The 17148-nt window shown below is 67.5% G+C and carries 17 protein-coding genes; 11 read left to right on the forward strand and 6 right to left on the reverse strand.

Going from position 1 to position 17148, the window contains the following annotated elements; translation table 11 throughout:
- Positions 1-42 precede the first annotated feature (42 nt).
- Both CNO20_RS19470 and CNO20_RS19475 read left to right on the forward strand, forming a co-directional pair.
- Positions 43-1338, forward strand: a complete 1296-nt coding sequence (locus tag CNO20_RS19470) for an MgtC/SapB family protein (protein WP_101297884.1) — start codon at positions 43-45, stop codon at positions 1336-1338.
- A 43-nt stretch (positions 1339-1381) separates the two neighbouring features.
- Positions 1382-2725 carry an aminotransferase class III-fold pyridoxal phosphate-dependent enzyme gene (locus tag CNO20_RS19475; protein WP_101297885.1) on the forward strand — a complete coding sequence of 448 codons (1344 nt, stop codon included), beginning with the start codon at positions 1382-1384 and terminating at the stop codon, positions 2723-2725.
- A 52-nt stretch (positions 2726-2777) separates the two neighbouring features.
- On the opposite strand, the gene CNO20_RS19480 is transcribed toward CNO20_RS19475, so the two are convergent.
- From CNO20_RS19480 to CNO20_RS19490, 3 genes are all read right to left on the reverse strand, one after another.
- The gene (locus tag CNO20_RS19480) at positions 2778-2945 is read right to left on the reverse strand and encodes a DUF1059 domain-containing protein (protein ID WP_101297886.1); all 168 of its coding nucleotides are present in this window, start codon (positions 2943-2945) and stop codon (positions 2778-2780) included.
- Positions 2946-3262: 317 nt separating this feature from the next.
- Entirely contained in the window at positions 3263-3586 is a 324-nt protein-coding gene (locus tag CNO20_RS19485) for a ribbon-helix-helix protein (protein WP_101297887.1), read from the reverse strand.
- A gap of 116 nt (positions 3587-3702) precedes the next feature.
- Positions 3703-3984 carry a hypothetical protein gene (locus CNO20_RS19490; protein ID WP_101297888.1) on the reverse strand — a complete coding sequence of 94 codons (282 nt, stop codon included), beginning with the start codon at positions 3982-3984 and terminating at the stop codon, positions 3703-3705.
- A 98-nt stretch (positions 3985-4082) separates the two neighbouring features.
- Between CNO20_RS19490 and CNO20_RS19495 the strand changes: the two genes are divergently transcribed.
- Complete coding sequence (locus CNO20_RS19495) at positions 4083-5003, forward strand: HhH-GPD family protein (protein WP_101297889.1); 921 nt, start codon at positions 4083-4085, stop codon at positions 5001-5003.
- A gap of 155 nt (positions 5004-5158) precedes the next feature.
- On the opposite strand, the gene CNO20_RS19500 is transcribed toward CNO20_RS19495, so the two are convergent.
- Positions 5159-5599, reverse strand: coding sequence for a DUF6653 family protein (locus CNO20_RS19500; protein ID WP_143423298.1), 441 nt, complete (start codon positions 5597-5599; stop codon positions 5159-5161).
- A gap of 205 nt (positions 5600-5804) precedes the next feature.
- Between CNO20_RS19500 and CNO20_RS19505 the strand changes: the two genes are divergently transcribed.
- Both CNO20_RS19505 and CNO20_RS19510 read left to right on the forward strand, forming a co-directional pair.
- The gene (locus tag CNO20_RS19505; protein WP_101297891.1) at positions 5805-6653 is read left to right on the forward strand and encodes a DUF8172 family protein; all 849 of its coding nucleotides are present in this window, start codon (positions 5805-5807) and stop codon (positions 6651-6653) included.
- A 1178-nt stretch (positions 6654-7831) separates the two neighbouring features.
- Entirely contained in the window at positions 7832-8413 is a 582-nt protein-coding gene (locus CNO20_RS19510; protein WP_101297892.1) for an NADPH-dependent FMN reductase, read from the forward strand.
- A 36-nt stretch (positions 8414-8449) separates the two neighbouring features.
- On the opposite strand, the gene CNO20_RS19515 is transcribed toward CNO20_RS19510, so the two are convergent.
- Positions 8450-9556, reverse strand: coding sequence for a glycoside hydrolase 5 family protein (locus CNO20_RS19515; protein ID WP_143423299.1), 1107 nt, complete (start codon positions 9554-9556; stop codon positions 8450-8452).
- A 169-nt stretch (positions 9557-9725) separates the two neighbouring features.
- On the opposite strand from CNO20_RS19515, the gene CNO20_RS19520 reads away from it, so the two are divergent.
- The 4 genes from CNO20_RS19520 to CNO20_RS19535 all read left to right on the forward strand — a co-directional run bounded on the left by CNO20_RS19520 (position 9726) and on the right by CNO20_RS19535 (position 13441).
- Positions 9726-10313: a thymidine kinase gene (locus CNO20_RS19520; protein WP_101297894.1), complete on the forward strand. Its 588-nt coding sequence runs from the start codon at positions 9726-9728 to the stop codon at positions 10311-10313.
- Positions 10314-10320: 7 nt separating this feature from the next.
- Positions 10321-10923 carry a YIP1 family protein gene (locus tag CNO20_RS19525; RefSeq protein WP_101297895.1) on the forward strand — a complete coding sequence of 201 codons (603 nt, stop codon included), beginning with the start codon at positions 10321-10323 and terminating at the stop codon, positions 10921-10923.
- Positions 10924-10946: 23 nt separating this feature from the next.
- Positions 10947-11210, forward strand: coding sequence for a hypothetical protein (locus CNO20_RS19530; protein WP_101297896.1), 264 nt, complete (start codon positions 10947-10949; stop codon positions 11208-11210).
- Between the two features lie 95 nt (positions 11211-11305).
- Complete coding sequence (locus tag CNO20_RS19535; RefSeq protein WP_101297897.1) at positions 11306-13441, forward strand: DHH family phosphoesterase; 2136 nt, start codon at positions 11306-11308, stop codon at positions 13439-13441.
- 126 nt (positions 13442-13567) lie between these two features.
- Here CNO20_RS19535 and CNO20_RS19540 read toward each other — a convergent pair whose 3' ends face one another.
- Positions 13568-14416 (reverse strand): helix-turn-helix transcriptional regulator, encoded by an 849-nt coding sequence (locus CNO20_RS19540; RefSeq protein WP_199174935.1) that lies wholly within the window; start codon positions 14414-14416, stop codon positions 13568-13570.
- 165 nt (positions 14417-14581) lie between these two features.
- Here CNO20_RS19540 and CNO20_RS19545 point away from each other — a divergent pair, with 165 nt between their 5' ends.
- Positions 14582-15718, forward strand: a complete 1137-nt coding sequence (locus CNO20_RS19545; protein WP_101297898.1) for a class I SAM-dependent methyltransferase — start codon at positions 14582-14584, stop codon at positions 15716-15718.
- A 10-nt stretch (positions 15719-15728) separates the two neighbouring features.
- Complete coding sequence (locus CNO20_RS19550) at positions 15729-17039, forward strand: MFS transporter (protein WP_101298003.1); 1311 nt, start codon at positions 15729-15731, stop codon at positions 17037-17039.
- Positions 17040-17148 lie beyond the last annotated feature (109 nt).

The raw sequence follows: 17148 nt of genomic DNA on the forward strand, positions 1-17148 counted from the left end.
CGCCGTCGAGATTAAACGGGGGGGACGCGTAGGTCGTGGGGGATGGAACTGTTCGCGCTGCAATCTGGTTCGTTTCTCTCAACGTTCCTCGACTCGCCGCTCGGTCGGCTCGTGCTCGCGGCCGCTCTCGGCCTGTTTCTCGGGTTAGAGCGCGAGTGGTCCCAGAAGTCCGCGGGGATCCGCACCTTCTCGCTGACGAGCCTCGTCGCCGCGGTGTTCACCGTCGCGGTCCGCGACGCGGGCATCGGCGAGTCGCTGCTCGCGATCGGCGGCCTGCTCGTCATCGTGCAGGGGATCCTCCTCGCGGTCCAGGGGCTCAAAAGCGGCGAGGAGGACGCGCTTTCGCTGACCACCTCCGTCTCGCTGCTCGTCGCCTACGGCGTCGGCGTCCTGGTCGGGGCGGGGTTCGTCCTCGCCGGCGTCACCGTCGCCGTCGTCTCGTCGCTCCTCCTCGTCCTCAAGCGGGAGCTCCACGGCTTCGCCGGCGGGCTCACGCGCGAGGAACTGCGCTCGACGACCGAGTTCGCGATCCTCGCGTTCGTCGTCTATCCGGTCCTGCCGGCCGAGCGCGACGTGCTCGGCATCACGTTCGAACCGCGCGTCGCGTGGCTCATGGTCGTCACCGTCGCCGGCATCGGGATCGTCAACTACGCGCTCATCCGGAGCTACGGCGGGCGAGGAATCGCGGCGACGGGCTTTCTCGGCGGCCTGGCATCGTCGACGGCGGTCGTCGGCACGATGCTCGACCACGTCAGACAGCGCTCCGAGGCCGCGTCCTACGCCGTCGCCGCCGTGCTCCTCGCCAACGCGGCCATGGCGGTCCGGAACCTCGCCATCGCGCTCGCGTTCACGCTCTTCGCCGACGGGACGGAGCCGCTCTGGAAGGCGATCCCCCCGCTCGGCGCGATCGTCCTCGGGAGCTTCGCCATCGCCTGGGCGACCGCCGACTGGCGCGAATCCGTCGACATCGACCTCGAAAGTCCGTTTTCACTCCGGAACGTGCTCGCGTTCGGCGGGGTGTTTCTGCTCATCCTCGCCGGCAGCACCGTCGCCAAGGCCCAGTTCGGCACCGCCGGCCTCTACGCCGGGGCGATCATCTCCGGGCTCGTCTCCTCGGCGGGGGTGACGACGGCCACCGTCCTCCTGTACCGCGGCGGCACGGTGACCGGACAGGTCGCGGTCAACACGATCCTGCTGGCGACGGCGGCGAGCGTCGTCGTCAAGGCGGGACTCGCGGCCGCCGGGCCGCGAGAGTTCGCCCGCAAGGTGGCGATGTGGAGCGTCGCGCTGCTCTTCGTCGCGGGCGCGGTCGCCGGCGCGGAGGCAATTTTTGCGTGAAGGATAACGAACGTCTTAACATGCCAGTGTTCGAACGGATTCTATGAACCGAGAGAGCGCCGAACCGCTGGTGCAGGAGCTGCCCGGAAGACGGGCGCGGGAATGGGTCGAGTACCACCATCGAGCCGCCGCCCCGAGCACGTACGTGTACGAGTTCGTCTGGGACCGCTCCGCCCCCGCGGAAGGGCCGTTCTGCACCGACGTCGACGGGAACGTGCTCATGGACTTCACGAGCCACGTCGCCGCCGCGCCGCTCGGGTACAACAACCCGAAGGTGATGGACACCCTCCGGGAGTTCGACATCGGCGATCCGCTGAAGATCGCGGGGCAGGACTTCTACGTGAGCAACGGCGGCGATCCCGGCGACGAGCGGTTCCCCGGTCCGGCGGGGCTCATGAGCCGCCTCACCGAGCTCACGAGCCACTACGACCTGGACACGGTGTTCCTCTCGAACTCCGGCGCGGAGGCGGTCGAGAACGCGATCAAGATCTGTTACGACCGCGCCGACGGCGCGAAGTACGGCGTCACCTTCGAGGGCGGGTTCCACGGCCGGACGCTGGGCGCGCTGTCGCTCAACCGCTCGAAGGCGGTCCACCGCCGGAAATTCCCCGAGATCTCGGGGGTCGTCGACGTGCCGTACTGCGACGACCGCACCTGCGCGCCCGGAACCTGCGACTGCGGATTCTTCGTCGGGGACACCTCCCGCCTGCGCGAGAAACTCGATCCAGAGCGGGGGAACGTCGACCCCGAGGAGGTCGCCTACGTCATCGTGGAGCCGATCCAGGGGGAGGGCGGCTACCGCGTTCCGAGCGAGGACTTCACGAGGGAGATCGCCGAGATCGTCGAGGAGTTCGACATCGCGCTCGTCGCCGACGAGATTCAGACCGGCGTCGGCCGCACGGGGAAGATGTGGGGGTCGGACCACTTCCCCATCGAGCCCGACGTGATCACGGCCGCGAAGGGGCTCCGCGTGGGGGCGACCATCTCCCGGTCGGACGTGTTCCCGGCGGAGAAGGGCCGCCTCTCGTCGACCTGGGGCGCGGGCGACGTGATCGCGTCGCTGCAGGGCGCGCTCACGCTCGACGCCATCGAGGAGTACGATCTGCTCGACAACGCGGTGGTGCGCGGTCGGCAGTTCAAAGAGACGATGCGGGACGCCGATCCGGAGGGCGTCGTCGACGTGCGCGGCAAGGGGCTGATGCTCGCGGTCGAGTTCGACACGAAGGAGCGCCGCGACGCGGTCATGGAGGCGGCGTTCGGGCGCGGCCTGCTCACCCTCTCGTGCGGGTACAAGGTCCTCCGGATCCTGCCGCCGCTGGACGTGACCGAGCGGGAGATCTCGCTCGGGAGCGACCTGCTGCTCGAAGCGATCTCGGACGTCGCCTGACGAAGCGGAGCGAAGGAACCGGCGGTAGACGAAAGCGCACCGGGGCCTCGGGTCAGACCTCCACCACGATCTGTTCGAGGTGTTCCGGAGACGCTTCCGCGTCGTGAGTGTTCCTCGCGTGTTGGCGGGCGAACTCGATCACTTCTCGTTCGTTCTCGGATCGGACCAGGAACTCGCAGTCTTCGAATCCGGCGTTGATGCAGCTGATCTCTTTCACCATGGTAACGCACCTCAATGGATGGCGGTAGACGTTGGCTTTGCGGTGGCGTAGTTCGTTCTGTCGGCCGTAGCTCGCCTTCGTCGCTTTCGACTTCGTCGAAACACCATCGGAGTAGGATCGGTGCGCGGCGTCGCGGCGTTCCATCGCCGCGACCCGTCGCGCGAGGGCTGACCGAGGGAGCGGAGCGACCGAGGGAGGCGGCTGGGGAGGACGAGGCCGAGAGCGTGTCGCGCCGCCGCGCGCGACTCGCGCCGCGGGCCTGGCGGACATGCAAAGGGCGAGGCGCGCGCCGCCGCCGGGCGCGCGCCGAGGGCTTTTTACATTTGATATCGCCGCTCGTCGTCCCGCTGTGGGTACTGATCGCGCCCGGTCATCTCGTCGTAGGTCATCCCCGAGAGGTACTCGTCGTAGGTCACGTCGTAGCTCCCGCGGAGCTGGAAGTCGAGATCCCCGGTGTCGACGGTCGAGCGGAAGAGCACGTGGATCCCGCGGCGGACGAGCTCGTCGAAGTCGTCCATGCCGAACGCCGCCGCGAGCATCGCGAGTTCGTTCTTCGTCTCCCGATCGAGATCGACGGACAGCGTATCGTCGAGGTCGCCGTAAACCGACTTGACGTCGTCGTTCAGCTTGTCGAGGCTCATGTGGGGTCGGAAGGTCGGACGCCGAATACCCCTTTCGGCTTTCCGTTCCGGGAGGCGCGGCGGCGCGGGCGGACGGCGCTCGCGACACGGACCGCCGTCGCTCGCGGGTCGTTCGGTCACGCGTCGTCGTCCTCGGGCGGGAACAGCTGTTCGTCGCAGTTGGGACAGCGATCGAGCGCCGCGGCGATCGTCGCGCCGCACCCGGGGCACTCGACGGTCTCGAAGTCCGCGTCGGACGAGCCCTCGCGGAGGTACCGCACGGCCGTGCTCACGAGGATCATCGAGGTGCCGAGGAGAACCCACGCGAACGGCCCGAAGATCAGGAGCACGAGGAACAGCGCGGGGAGGAGCACGATCCCCACGCCGGTGAGCACGAGCCTGCGAACCAGAGCGCCCATGCGGGCACTCTATGCAACGGGCGCATAAGCTTTTTCGAGCGTCGGCGTCGGGCGGGCGAATCAGCACCCCTAAGCGAGGGGCCGACCTAGGTCGGGCGATGACCGAGAGCGCGCCCGCGCTTGCGGCGGACGCCGACCTCGACGCGATCCGCGAGGCGCTGATCGAGTGGTACGAGGCCGACCACCGGGAGTTTCCGTGGCGGCGCACGGACGATCCCTACGCGATCCTCGTCTCCGAGGTGATGAGCCAGCAGACGCAGCTCGACCGGGTCGTCGAGGCGTGGGAGGCGTTCCTCGACCGCTGGCCGACGGTGGAGGCGCTCGCCGCGGCCGATCGGGGGGACGTGGTGGCGTTCTGGACCGGGCACAGCCTGGGGTACAACAACCGCGCGAAGTACCTCCACGAGGCGGCGAAGCAGGTCGTCGAGAAGTACGACGGGTCGTTCCCGCGGACGCCCGAGGAGCTTCAAGAGCTGATGGGCGTCGGCCCGTACACGGCGAACGCGGTGGCGAGCTTCGCGTTCAACGAGGGCGACGCGGTCGTCGACACCAACGTGAAGCGCGTGCTCCACCGCGCGTTCGACGTGCCCGACGACGACGCCGCGTTCGAGGCGGCGGCGCGGGACCTCATGCCGGGGGGGCGATCCCGCGTGTGGAACAACGCGATTATGGAACTCGGTGGCGTCGCCTGCGGGAAGACGCCCCGGTGCGACGAGGAAGGCTGTCCGTGGCGGCGGTGGTGCAACGCCTACGAGACGGGCGACTTCACCGCGCCGGACGTTCCGACACAACCGAGCTTCGACGGGAGCCGCCGGCAGTTCCGCGGACGTGTGGTTCGACTCCTCGGCGAACATGACGAGATGGATCTGGACACGCTTGGGCACCGGATTCGAGTGGATTACACACCCAACGGTGAACACGGGCGAGAGTGGCTTCGAGATCTCCTTTCAGACCTTTCTGATGACGGTCTCGTCCAGATTGAGGAAGGAAACGATCAGACAACTGCCCGACTCCGATAACCCGGTTCGGATTCGCTGGACTAATCTCCCAGAGCCACAGACCGACTCACGGCTCTGTTGAAGTCATTTAAATCTGACAATACCGGTGTGCTGAATAGAGGGCGCGTACGCACCGGAGCGATGGGGAGCACTCTCCCAGTAAGGCTCGCGCTGTTTCAGTCTTCGACCGGGGCGTGTTCATCGTAGTACCGCACGAGAATGGCAAGGTACACGAGTTTGCACGTAAGCGCGATCCCACCACCAAGCGCCGTCACCCGTGGATTGCGCTTGTACGCGCCGTAGAGACCATAGCAGTACGCGACGGCGTTCAGCTCGTTGAGAACACCGGGTAGGTTGGCCTCAAATACCTCGTGATCGTCTTCGAGCCAGAGTTGCTCTCCGAGGACGCTCCGGCTTATCCACGCGTCCTTGTTCTCCGGCTCCGGGAAAAGAATTGGATTGATGACGACGTAGAGCAGCGTCAAACCGACCATCCGCCAGTCACGACGGTACAGGCCGAGTAGTAAGACTGGCCCCATTGGGAGACGGGTATATCCACTCCACGGATTCGTGTGTCGTGCCCAAAACTCATCACTGAGAACGTCGGTAAGCGCCATAGAGTCAGGTACGCGAAAGCCTCGTATCAATTTGCTGTATACTCCCTCTGCGTTCAACACGATTACTGAAACCTATCACCAATTGAGGGTTTCAACAGAACCCGACTCACATAGGTGATGCGCGTATCAGTAGTACCGTCTGAACGTACTGGTCCACCTCTGGGTGTAGTGTGTTTTAATTCGGTCTATCGCCTACGCTGATGGGATGACTGCCCGTGTCTATTACCATCATCCCGAGGATTCTCAATATTCTCTCGCGTATGTCACTCAGAACAGGGATGAGATAACGACATCCGGGCAAAATGCGATCATTGAGCACTACGATTTCGATGAGGAGTTCTTTGTGCTGTATACGAATCGTGGGGCGAGTGGTACGGTTGAGGACCTTGACGACGAATTCGAAGACGTACTCGATGAGATGTCACCACAGGATCGGACGATCACCGTACGGTTGCTCCAGATCTTCGAGGAGATCGTCGAGGAAAAGGAACTGGAAGAAGAAGAGAAGCTGGAGATCTACAAGCAGATCGAATTAGAGCGGATTCCCGATGCTATCGCACGCGTCGATTGGACCGGTACCGCCGTCGATGTCGCAGGGCAGCTTATGTCTACGCTTATTCTGAAACACGCGCTGCCCAACGCGAACCACCGGACTTCGATCAGTATAGCTCAGTGGTACTTAGAGAGCATCAAAACCGGGTTTTCGTTTCCTGACTTTGCGACCGAAGCGTACGACTGGGAGACGTGGGTCAATGAGTACATTACAGAATCGAAGCGGCTTCTCACGGTTCGGCGGAATACGACGGCGTTCTCGTTACTCTCTGAGTGGGGGTGTGACACCGTTATACGGAAGAATGGCATCGAGATCGTTCTTGCAGAGTACGACCTCGATTTCACCCGTTCAGAAGCTTACGTGCACTATGGGGATATGCATACCGAACTCTGTACGGACTTCCTCATTGAATCCGTCACGCGTGCTGGACACGACGAGCTCATCAGTACCGAAGGTATCGGAAAAGCGGAGTTTGTCTCGTTTCTCGAAGAGGCAGAATAACTGCGTTAGTCTTGGAGGTCTGCGACGGTGCGTCCGAGCTCCCGGGCGTGTTCGCTCTCGCTTACGTCGTACCGCTCTTCTATTGAGCGGAGTTGTTCTTGAAAGGTCATCGTTGGTGCCTCCAGTCGAGCCTATTTTAATTGATGCGGTTCCTGCATAAGAACCTTTTCCGATTACCAAGGGTAGTGTTCAGAAGATCGAAATGTCGGAATCGACATTAAGAGGTCCTCGAAGGCCCCAACCGTCTCGACTACCGCGGTTCGCTGCAGTCCTCGTCGCCCGCGGTGCTCGCTCCTGCGGTCCTTGCTTCGCCGGGGGTCGTCGAGACGATGGCCCGTTTCATCCCCACCATAGGCGGCATCTCGGCCCGCAATCGCTTATCTGAATACCGCCATTATAATGAGATGATGGTCTCATCAGTCTCTCCGGTGTGTCTGCTACATACGTACGTGGCAAGCGGTCTTCTAATCGTTTCATCAGAACTCAGTTGTATATAGATCTCAGCCCCCGGATGTGCGGTTGAGCGGATGGCACTACTGAGTGGCGAGGGCAAGTAGGCCTAGCCCGAGGACAACACCGATGCCTACGCCTGCCCCGGTAGCAGCAGCACGTCGCACTTCGGGATCGGTATGAATCTCTTCGGCCAGAGCGTTCCCGACTCGCTTACCAGCTTCTTGACTAAACTCCCGGATAAGCACGTCCAAGGGGTTAGTGCCTTCGTGATGCTCTTGGATGCGGTTCTTGTTCTGTACCGTCGGAACGGTGGTGTTAGTGTTCTGCATTGTTATTCGGAATCATCAGTGGTATCTTCGTCACTATCTACAGAGCCAGACAACGAGCTGTCAAGCGGTTTCTCGCTATCATCGAACGAGAACCACCATCAGATTCAGTCGTCTCACTACTGTGTGACACTTGCTGCTTGGTCGTTCTCTCAGCGGTAGTAGACTCGTTAAACAGCCCACGAGCAATTTCTGCCGCTGACGTCTCCCGGTCACGAATACCTTCTGTCTCGATAACCATCCGAGCCAAGAGTCGGTCAACCTCGGTGACCTCCTCCAGGGTGGACGCGACTTTCCGATTTTATAACTGATTTCGTGGCGAACGTATCTGCATGCGAAACGACCCAACGTCGCGGGCGAACGCCGCCGTTTTTGTGCCCCCGCGCCGATCGTTCGCGCATGACGGACGTACACGTCGTCGCCCTCTCCGGCAGCCTCCGGCAGCGGAGCTACACGCGGCTCGGGCTCGAACGGGCCCTCCGCGGGGTCGAGGAGGCCGGCGGCACCGGCGCGCTGCTCGACCTGCGCGAGTACGACCTGCCGATGCTGAACGCCGATCTCGACGCGCAGGGGGACAGCGAGGGGCTCGTCGCCGCGGTTCGGGAGGCGGATTCGGTGCTGCTCGGCACGCCGATGTACCACGGCTCCTACTCGGGCGTCCTGAAGAACGCGCTCGACTACTGCGGCTTCGACGAGTTCAGCGGCAAGACGGTGGGGTTGCTGGCGGTCTCCGGCGGGGCGTTTCCGGTGACGGCGCTCGAACACCTCCGGTCGGTCTGTCGGGCGCTCAACGCGTGGGTCATCCCGCACCAGGCCGCGATTCCGCGGGCGTCGAGCGCGTTCGAGGGCGGGGAGTTCGTCGACGACGAGCTCGAAAAGCGGGTCCGGATCCTCGGCGTCCGCGCCGTCCAGTACGCGCATATCGAACCCGATCCCGCGACGTTCGAGAGCGGGCAGAACACCGGCGCGCGCGGTAAGTGACGCGTCGGAGGCGGACACGCCCGGCGTCGGTCTCGGTCACCCGGCGCGGGTGAGGCCCTCGGGGAGCCACCGCGGCGGCTCCCGGCGCTCATCGATCTCCAGATCCGGATCGCCCGCGACGGCGCGGGCGTCCGCGGCGCTCCAGACCGCCCCGTCCTCGTGGAAGAGGCCGTTCAGCCGCCCCTTCCGCCGCTGGTTCGGGAGGTACGCGGGTTTCAGCATCAGCGACCAGAGGAAGTCGCCGTCGACGTCGCCCCCCCGGATCGTCTCCGCGAGCGACGCGTAGTTCGGGAGCATGGGATGCGGCGGCCGCTTCCGGGTCCGCTGCCACTCCGTGAGCCACACCGGCTTGCCGCGCCGGTCGGCGAACCGCCGCGCATCGGCGAGTTTCTCACGCACGTCCGCCGCGTCGGGCGGGAGGTTGTGGTGGAACTGGAACGCGTCGAGTTCGGGGTCGTCGTAGTCCTCGTTGAACCGCAGCGCCTTGCAGCCCATCGTGAGCGGCAGGTCCTCGCGCAGGTCGTCGGCGACGCGCAGCATCCGCCGGGCGAAGTTCACCCGCTTCGGCCAGCCGCCGGGCTCGTTCATGATTTCGAGCGCGAGCAGTCGATCGTCGGCGTCGTACCGGCCGACGAACCACTCGACGTACTGGCGGGGGGCGCTCCCGTCCCGCCCGTCTCGTTCGCCGCCCCGACCGAGACCGAGCGCTCGCCTGGCGGCGTCGAACATCCCGCCGCCGGCACCGGACCACCGACGTTCGTCGCCGATCACGTCGTGCGACGGCGAACAGACCGCGCAGGCCGTCTCCGGGTCGCGGTCCGCCAGGTGGTCGCGCGTCGGCTCCCTGCCGGCGCTCTCGAACAGGATCGGCAGCACGCGGATCCCGTTCGACGCGGCGGCCTCCAGCAGGTGATCGAACGACGCTTCGAGCCCCTCGGGATCGTCCCGCCACCGCTCGTAACTGAGAAAGAGTCGGACGGCGTTCAGGTTCAGCGTCGAGGCGTAGCCGAGGTCGCGCTCGACCTCGGCCGTGTCGTACCGCTCCCACAGCTGGTAGGCGTTGAACGCCCGCGCCGGGACGTACACCGCGCCGCGCACGCCGGACAGCGATCGGGAGTCGGCGAGGGAGTGTGCGGAGGACATGGCCGGTGCGTCCTGTCCGACGGCGAGCCGTATCAGCCTTTCAGCCGATCCGGCGGACCGTTTGTTCCGGAGCACCGTTCGAGGCGGCGAGTCGTTCGACCTGTCCGACTCGACGACTCTCCATTCGAGACGACAATCGTTTTGGCCCTCGCTCGCGCCGACACACTCCATGCACGCGATCACGCGGAGCGGGTGGATCGAGGTGATCACCGGCTCCATGTTCTCCGGGAAGACCGAGGAGCTCCTCCGCCGCCTCAGGCGCGCGGAAATCGCGGGTCAGGAGATCGCCGCGTTCAAGCCCGCGGTGGACGACCGCTACGGCGAGGCCACCATCGGCTCGCACAACGGCCGGCAGTGGGAGGCGCGCGTCGTCGACGCCGAGGGCGAGGGGCTCTGGGACGTGCGCGACGAACTCAACGGCGAGCAGGTCGTGGCGATCGACGAGGCCAACTTCTTTTCGACCGAGTTAGTCGACGTGTGCGAGGCGCTCGCGGCGGACGGCCGGCGGGTCATCGTCAGCGGGACCGACCAGACGTTCCGCGGCGAGCCGTTCGAGCCGCTGCCCCAGCTGATGGCGCTGGCCGAGTACGTCGACAAGCTGCAGGCCATCTGCACCGTCTGCGGCGAGCCCGCCTCGCGGAACCAGCGGCTCATCGACGGCGACCCCGCGCACGTCGACGACCCGACGATCATGGTCGGCGCGGCGGAGTCCTACGAGGCGCGATGTCGGAACTGTCATACCCTCCTGACCGACTAGTACGACCGTGACAACGTGGGTCGAAAACCCCCGGGGCGGGCGGGACCGCGGGGCGCGCGGGCTCGCCTGGGCCTGGGTCGAGGTGCTCGTCCGCCCGCGCCGGTTCTTCCGCAACGGCGTCGCCCCCGGCGATCAGGCCCCCGGCCTCGTGTTCGGCGTCGCGGTCGCGCTCTGTTTCGTCGGCGGGCTGTTCGCCTTCTCGCCGAGCGAGATCCCCGCGATCGGGGTCGGCCCGGGCCTGTCCGCGTTTCTCGCGCTCCTGCTCGTCGCGCTCATCGTCGCGCCGGCGGTGCTCCACCTGACCGCCGCGCTCCAGACGGCGCTTTTGATTCTCGCCGTCCGGGACCGCGCCGGCGTGAGCGAAACGGTGCAGACCGTCGCCTACGCGGCCGCGCCGTGCGCCCTCGCCGGCATTCCGATCCCGGAGCTCCGCGCGCTGTGTGCGGTCTACGGCGCGGTGCTGCTCGCGGTGGGGCTGAGCGTGGTTCACCGGACGACGCTGGCGCGCGCGGCGCTCGCGTCGGCCCTCCCGTCGGCGCTCGTGTTCGGCTACGGCTTCCGCGGGTTCGGCGCGATCGCGCACCTCCTCCGGCAGTGGTACGTTATTTAGCCGGGAGGGCGTACCCCCGGACGATGCTCACGCTCGACCTCGACGACCTGATGTTCGAACTCAAGGACGGGACGGTAAAGCACGTCGGCACGGCGACGACGGCCGCGACTGCGAAGCTGTACCACGTCGAGACGGCCGGCGCGCGCGCCTTCGGCGACAGCCAGGTGAAGCTCGCGTTCGCCGACGGCGAGGGAAACGAGGTCGAGGTGGCGCTCGACCCCGACGCGGCGGAGTCGCTCGTCGAAGATATCGACAGACTGCGCGACGAAGGGCCGGTGTTCGAGTAGCGCGTCCGGAGCGCCGGGGTGACTCGGCGCAAGGGCGTTTTCCGGCAGCGGACTTTCGACAACAGTTTTAGTCCGGGGGCATTCTGTCCGCTCAAATGGGTTCGTGTATCATTTGCGGTACGGACGTCGACGGGAGAATCTGTGAGAGTCACGAGGAGGACGTCGTCTTCGAGTTCCGCGGCGACAGCCCCGACCAACTGATCCCCGGCCGCTTCTACAGCGGCGTCGTCGACGGGTACGCCGACTTCGGCGTGTTCGTCGACCTCGCGCCCGGGGTCACCGGCCTGCTCCACCGGAGCGAGCTCGACCGCCGGCTGGAGAGCCTCGACTGGGAGCCGGGCGACACGGTGTACGTCCAGGTGAAGAACGTCCGGAAGAACGGTAACATCGACCTCGGCTGGTCGATCCGCCAGTCCGAGCGCGAGTTCCGCGGCGCGCTCGTACAGGGCGCCGAGGGCGACCGCGACGTGGACGAGACGGAAGGCGACGGCGAAGCGGAGGACGAAGGCGAAGCAGGAGGCGACGGCGAAGCAGGAGGCGACGGCAAAGCAGGAAACGACGGCGAAGCGGCGGAGTCGACGGCGGGTGACGAATCCGATTCCGTCGGGGCCGGCGGATCGAGCGAATCCGGCGGATCGGCGTCGGAGGAGAGAAAGCGCGTCACCGACGGCTCCGAGCCGGTCTCGGAGCCCGAGCGGATCGAGATCCAGTCGCTCTCCGACCGGGTCGGCCAGCAGGTCCGCATCGAGGGCGAGGTCGTGAGCGCGCGCCAGACGGGCGGGCCGACGGTGTTCGAACTCCGCGACGAGACGGGAGTCGTCGACTGCGCGGCGTTCGTCGAGGCGGGCGTCCGGGCGTACCCCGAGATCGAAGTCGGCGACGCCGTCCGCCTGGACGGCGAAGTCGAACTCCGCCGCAACGAGATTCAGGTCGAGACCGAGGCGCTCGTCGAACTCGACGGCGCGGAGGCCGAAACCGTACAGCGCCGCCTCGCGGACGCGCTCACGGATCGCGCGCGGCCCGAGGCCGTGATGCCGCTCGCGCCGCACGAACCCGTCGAGGCGATCTCCGAGCGCCTGCTCGACGCCGCCGAGGCCGTCCGTCGGGCGGTGCTCGAATCCCGGCCGATCGTCGTCAGGCACGCCGCGACCGCCGACGGCTACGTCGCCGGCGCGGCCGTCGAACGCGCGGTGCTGCCGCTCATCCGCGAGGAGTACGCGAAGAGCGACGCCGAGTACCACTACTTCGCCCGCCGGCCGCTCGACGGCGCGGTGTACGGCATGGACGACGCGACGAACGACGTGACGCGCATGCTCCAGGATCGGGAGCGCCACGGCGAGAAGCTCCCGCTCGTCCTGCTTCTCGGGACGGGGAGCACCGTCGAATCGAGCGACGGGCTCGGCCTGCTCGGCGTCTACGGCGCGAAGCGCGTCGTCGTCGACGCCGAGACCGCCGACGCGGCGGTCGAATCGGACGCCGAGGTGCTCGTCAGTCCCGGCCTCGACGGCGTCGACGCGTCCGACCTCTCGACGGGCGCGCTGGCCGCCAACCTCGCGGCCGCCGTCAACGAGGACGTGCGCGACGACCTCGCGCACCTCCCCGCCGTCAGCTACTGGGAGGGCGCGCCCGAGGCCTACCTCGATCTCGCGGCCGAGGCGGGCTACGACGAGGAGCGCGTCGCCCGCCTCCGCGAGGCGATCGCGCTGGAGGCGTACTACCAGTCCTACCAGGACAAGCGCGAACTCATCGCCGACCTGCTGTTCGGGGACGACGCGTCCGCGGACGCGGGCGGCGAGCGGTCCGCCGGCCGCGGGCTCGCCAACCACATCAGCGAGCAGTTCCGCGTGAAGCTCGACGACGAGGTCGAAACCGCGGAGGCGAACCTCGAACGCCGGGAGGAGGGCGGCGTTCGGTTCGCCGTGCTCGACACCGACGCGTTCACCCACCGCTTCGACTTCCCGCCGAAGGCGCTCCTCCTGGAGGAGCTCCACCGCCGCAACCGCGACGGCGACGGCCGCTTCGTGACGGTCGGCGTCGCGATGGACGAACTGTACCTCCGGAGCACCGGCGACCTCGACGTGCGCGCGGTCGCCGCCACGGCCCGCGAACGGGCACCCCGGGCGGACGTGTCCGTCGCCAGCGTCCGCGAGGGGCGCATCGAGTTCCTCTCCGGCGCGCGCGAGGCGGCGACGGACGCGGTCGTCGAGGCGGCCGCCGAGCAGTTCGACTGAAAACCCGCCGTTCTGTCCCCGGCCGGGGACGCGCCGCTCTCGACGACGAGAGGAATCGCTCCCGTTCTAACGGGATCCGTTCTCCGGCACCGGCGGGCGACGCGTCCGGACGGATACGGCGGCGCCTCACGCGACGAGGGGCTCCGAGTCGGCCCGGTAGGTCGCGTACACCCGTTCTGCCCACTCGCGGGCGATCGCGTCGTCCGTGTCGACGAACACCCGCATCGCCCCCGTCTCCTCGTCGTAGCCGCCGATGCCGACCCGGTCGTCGAAGATGGCGAGCCCGTACGGGAGCGCCTCGCGGGTGCGGAGCGTGAGGTCGCCGCGTTCGATCGCCGCCCGGGTTCGCTCGCGATCCGAGGAGAGGAGCGTCTCGGCGGCGTCGGGGAGGTAGATGAGCTCCGCGTCGGTCCCCTCGAACAGCCGGCCGCGGAACTCCTCGACGATCGGCGGCACCATGTGCGTCGTGTTGAACCCCCGGAACGATCCGCTGTCGCGGAGGAGTGACAGGAACCGCGTCACGGGTCGGTACGGATCGCCGGGGGCCGCGGTCGTGACCACGGCGTCGGCGAACGGTTCGACGACGAACTCCTGGTGATCCGGGCAGATACTGTCCAGCAGGGGAGCGAGCCGGCGGGCGGCGCGCACGTTCCGTTCGAACCGGCGCAACTCCTCGGCGACGATCTGCCCCTCCCCGGTGAGTTCGAACGATCCGTCGCGGCGCTCGGCGAACCTGAGGTCCTCCAGCCAGCGGGTGAACCGGTGGCTGGTCGCTCGCGAGACGTCCAGCCGCTCTTCGATGTCGCGGCGGTCCAGGGGGCCGCCCATCAGCGCCTCCAAGAGCGGTCCGTGGCGGACGATCGCCAACAGCTCGTCCGTCTCGATTCGATCGTCGGGATCGTCGTCCGGTTCCGCGGTCCGCCATAGGTCGAGCGAGTTGCGAACCAGCTCGTCGAAGATGTGTGATCGGTTCATCGCTTTTGACACTCCCCTCTCCGCGTCCCGCTAGAGGTGATGCTGCGTCGCACGATAACGGTTGTCTCACGGAGTGAGACACGTCTCACTCCGCAGCCGACTGATCGTTGCCTGCTATCGGTCTCAGAAATTAACTATAGACGCCGCCGGAGCGTCCCCCCTCCCATGGGAGAGACGACGACGATAGACGAACCGGCCCCTGAAACCGAGGCGTTCGCCGGCCGCCTCCTCGACGCGGCCACCGACACCGTGACGGTGTTCGGCGTGTACCTCGGCGAGCGGTTGGGACTGTACGACGCCCTCGTCGAAGCGGGTCGTTGCACGTCGGCCGAACTGGCCGCGCGGACCGGCACGGACGAGCGGTACGTCCGCGAGTGGCTCGAAGCGCAGACCGTCTCCGGCGTTCTCGGCGTCGACGACGAGGCGGCGGCGGCGACCGAGCGGCGGTACTCGGTGCCCGAGGCTCACGTCGAGGTCCTGACCGACCGCGACAGCCTGTACTACCTGGCGCCGCTGGGGCGCCTCCTCGCCGGGGCCGTCGCGCCGCTTCCCGACGTCGTCGAGGCGTACCGGACGGGTGCGGGCGTCCCGTACGCGGCCTACGGCTCGGACCTCCACGAGGGGCAGGCGGCGATGAACCGCCCCTCGTTCCTCCGCCTGCTCGGCGAGGAGTGGCTCCCGTCGATTCCGGACATCGACGCGCGGCTCAGGGCCGACCCGCCGGCTCGGATCGCGGACGTCGGCTGCGGCCACGGCTGGTCCAGCATCGGAATCGCCCGATCGTACCCGAACGTCCGGGTCGACGGGTACGACCTCGACGAGGCGTCCGTCGAAGCGGCGCGCCGAAACGCCGAGGCGTACGGCGTGGCCGACCGCGTCGGTTTCGAGGTCAGAGATGCCAGCGATCCGACCCTCGAAGGGACGTACGACTCTCGCGGCGACGCTGCCGCTCGGTCCTACAACCTGGTGACGGCGTTCGAGTGCATTCACGACATGGCCGACCCCGTCGGCGCGCTGCGGACGATGCGCCGGCTGTTGACCGACGGCGGCGCGGCGCTCGTCATGGACGAGCGGGTCGGCGACGCGTTCACCGCCGAGGGGAGCGACGTCGAACGGTTCCTGTACGGCGCGAGCATCCTCCACTGCCTCCCGGTCGGTCGCGCGGACGAACCGTCGGCCGAGACGGGGACGATCATGCGGACCGACACGTTCCGGTCGTACGCCGAGGAAGCGGGGTTCGGCTCCGTCGAAGTCCTGCCGATCGAGAACTACTTCTGGCGGTTCTACCGCCTGGAGCCGTGAGGTGGCGTCGATGACCGCTACCACCACCGCGGACGAAACCCCCGAGTCGACCGGCGTTCCGTGGCGATCGCCCGCGGTTCAGATCGTCCTCCTGAGCACGGCGCTCGCGCCGCTCGGCGTCCCGCTGGTCAGCCCGGCCCTGCCGGTCATCCGCGACACGTTCGGCGTAACCGACGCGACCGCCAGCCTGCTCATCAGTTCGTACTTCGTCGCGGGGATCGTCCTCTCGCCGTTCATCGGCGCACTCGCCGACCGCCTCGGGCGCAAGCGCGTCCTCGTGTGGAGCCTCGCCGCCTTCGGCCTGACGGGCGGCGCGGCGGCGTTCGCGCCGACGTTCGAGGCCGTCCTCGCGCTGCGCGCGATCGGCGGCGTCGCCTCCGCCGGGATCTTCATCTCGACGATCACGCTCATCGGCGACGTCTTCGACGGCGTCCAGCGCAACGCCGTCCTGGGCGCGAACAACGCCGTCCTCTCTGCGGGCGCCGCGGCGTTCCCCATCCTCGGGGGCGCGCTCGTCGCCGTCGCGTGGAACGTCCCGTTCCTCGCGTACTTCGCGGCCGTCCCGCTCGCCGCCGCGGCGTTCGCCCTCCTCGACGAACCGGAGCGCGACGGCGCGGAGGTGCGGATCGACCTCGCGTACCTCCGCGGGGCCGCTCGCGCCGTCGCCGAGCCGGCGGTCCTGACGATGTACGCGGCGACGTTCGCCGTCGAGTTCCTGCTGTTCGGGGCGGTGCTGACGGTGTTGCCGTTCCTCCTCGAAGCCGAGTACGCCCTCGCGCCGGTGCTCATCGGCGTCGTCATCACGACGGCCGAGGCGTCGTCGATCGCCGTCTCGATGATCAACGGTCGCCTCGCGAGGCGCTTTTCGAACGGCGGCCTCGTCGCCGCCGGGTTCGCCTGCTACGGCGTCGGGTTCCTCGGCGCGTGGCTCGCGCCGTCGCCGCTCGCCGTCAGCCTGGCGATGCTCCCCGTCGGTGCCGGCGTGGGGCTCGTCCTCCCCTGCGTCGACGCGGAAGTGTCCGACGCCGTCTCGGGCACCTACCGCGCGGGCGCGCTGAGCCTCCGCAACAGCACGACGTTCCTCGGCCGGTCCGCCGGGCCGGTCGCGTTCGCCGGCCTCGCCGCGACGACCGGCTACCCCGCGCTGCTCCTGGCGACCGGCGTGGCCTCCTTCGCGTGCGCCGTCGGACTGGCGTTCGCGACCCGCGGCGGCGTCGCCGACGGGGCGTCCGAGGTCGACCAGGCGGTCGTCGACGGGATCCCCGCGATCGGCCAGACCGCCGCCGTCGACGAGGCGGTCGCGGTCGAGGAGGGGCACTGAGGCGGTCGACGTCCTCCGGATTGCGGTTCGGCGTCGGGGTCCCCGTCGTTCGCCCTCCGAACGGGTCGGTTCCGAGGTCGCGGAGCGACACCCTTAACCCCGAAAGCGC

Origin of the sequence: Halegenticoccus soli, assembly GCF_002844195.1 — an archaeon.
Classification (GTDB): domain Archaea; phylum Halobacteriota; class Halobacteria; order Halobacteriales; family Haloferacaceae; genus Halegenticoccus; species Halegenticoccus soli.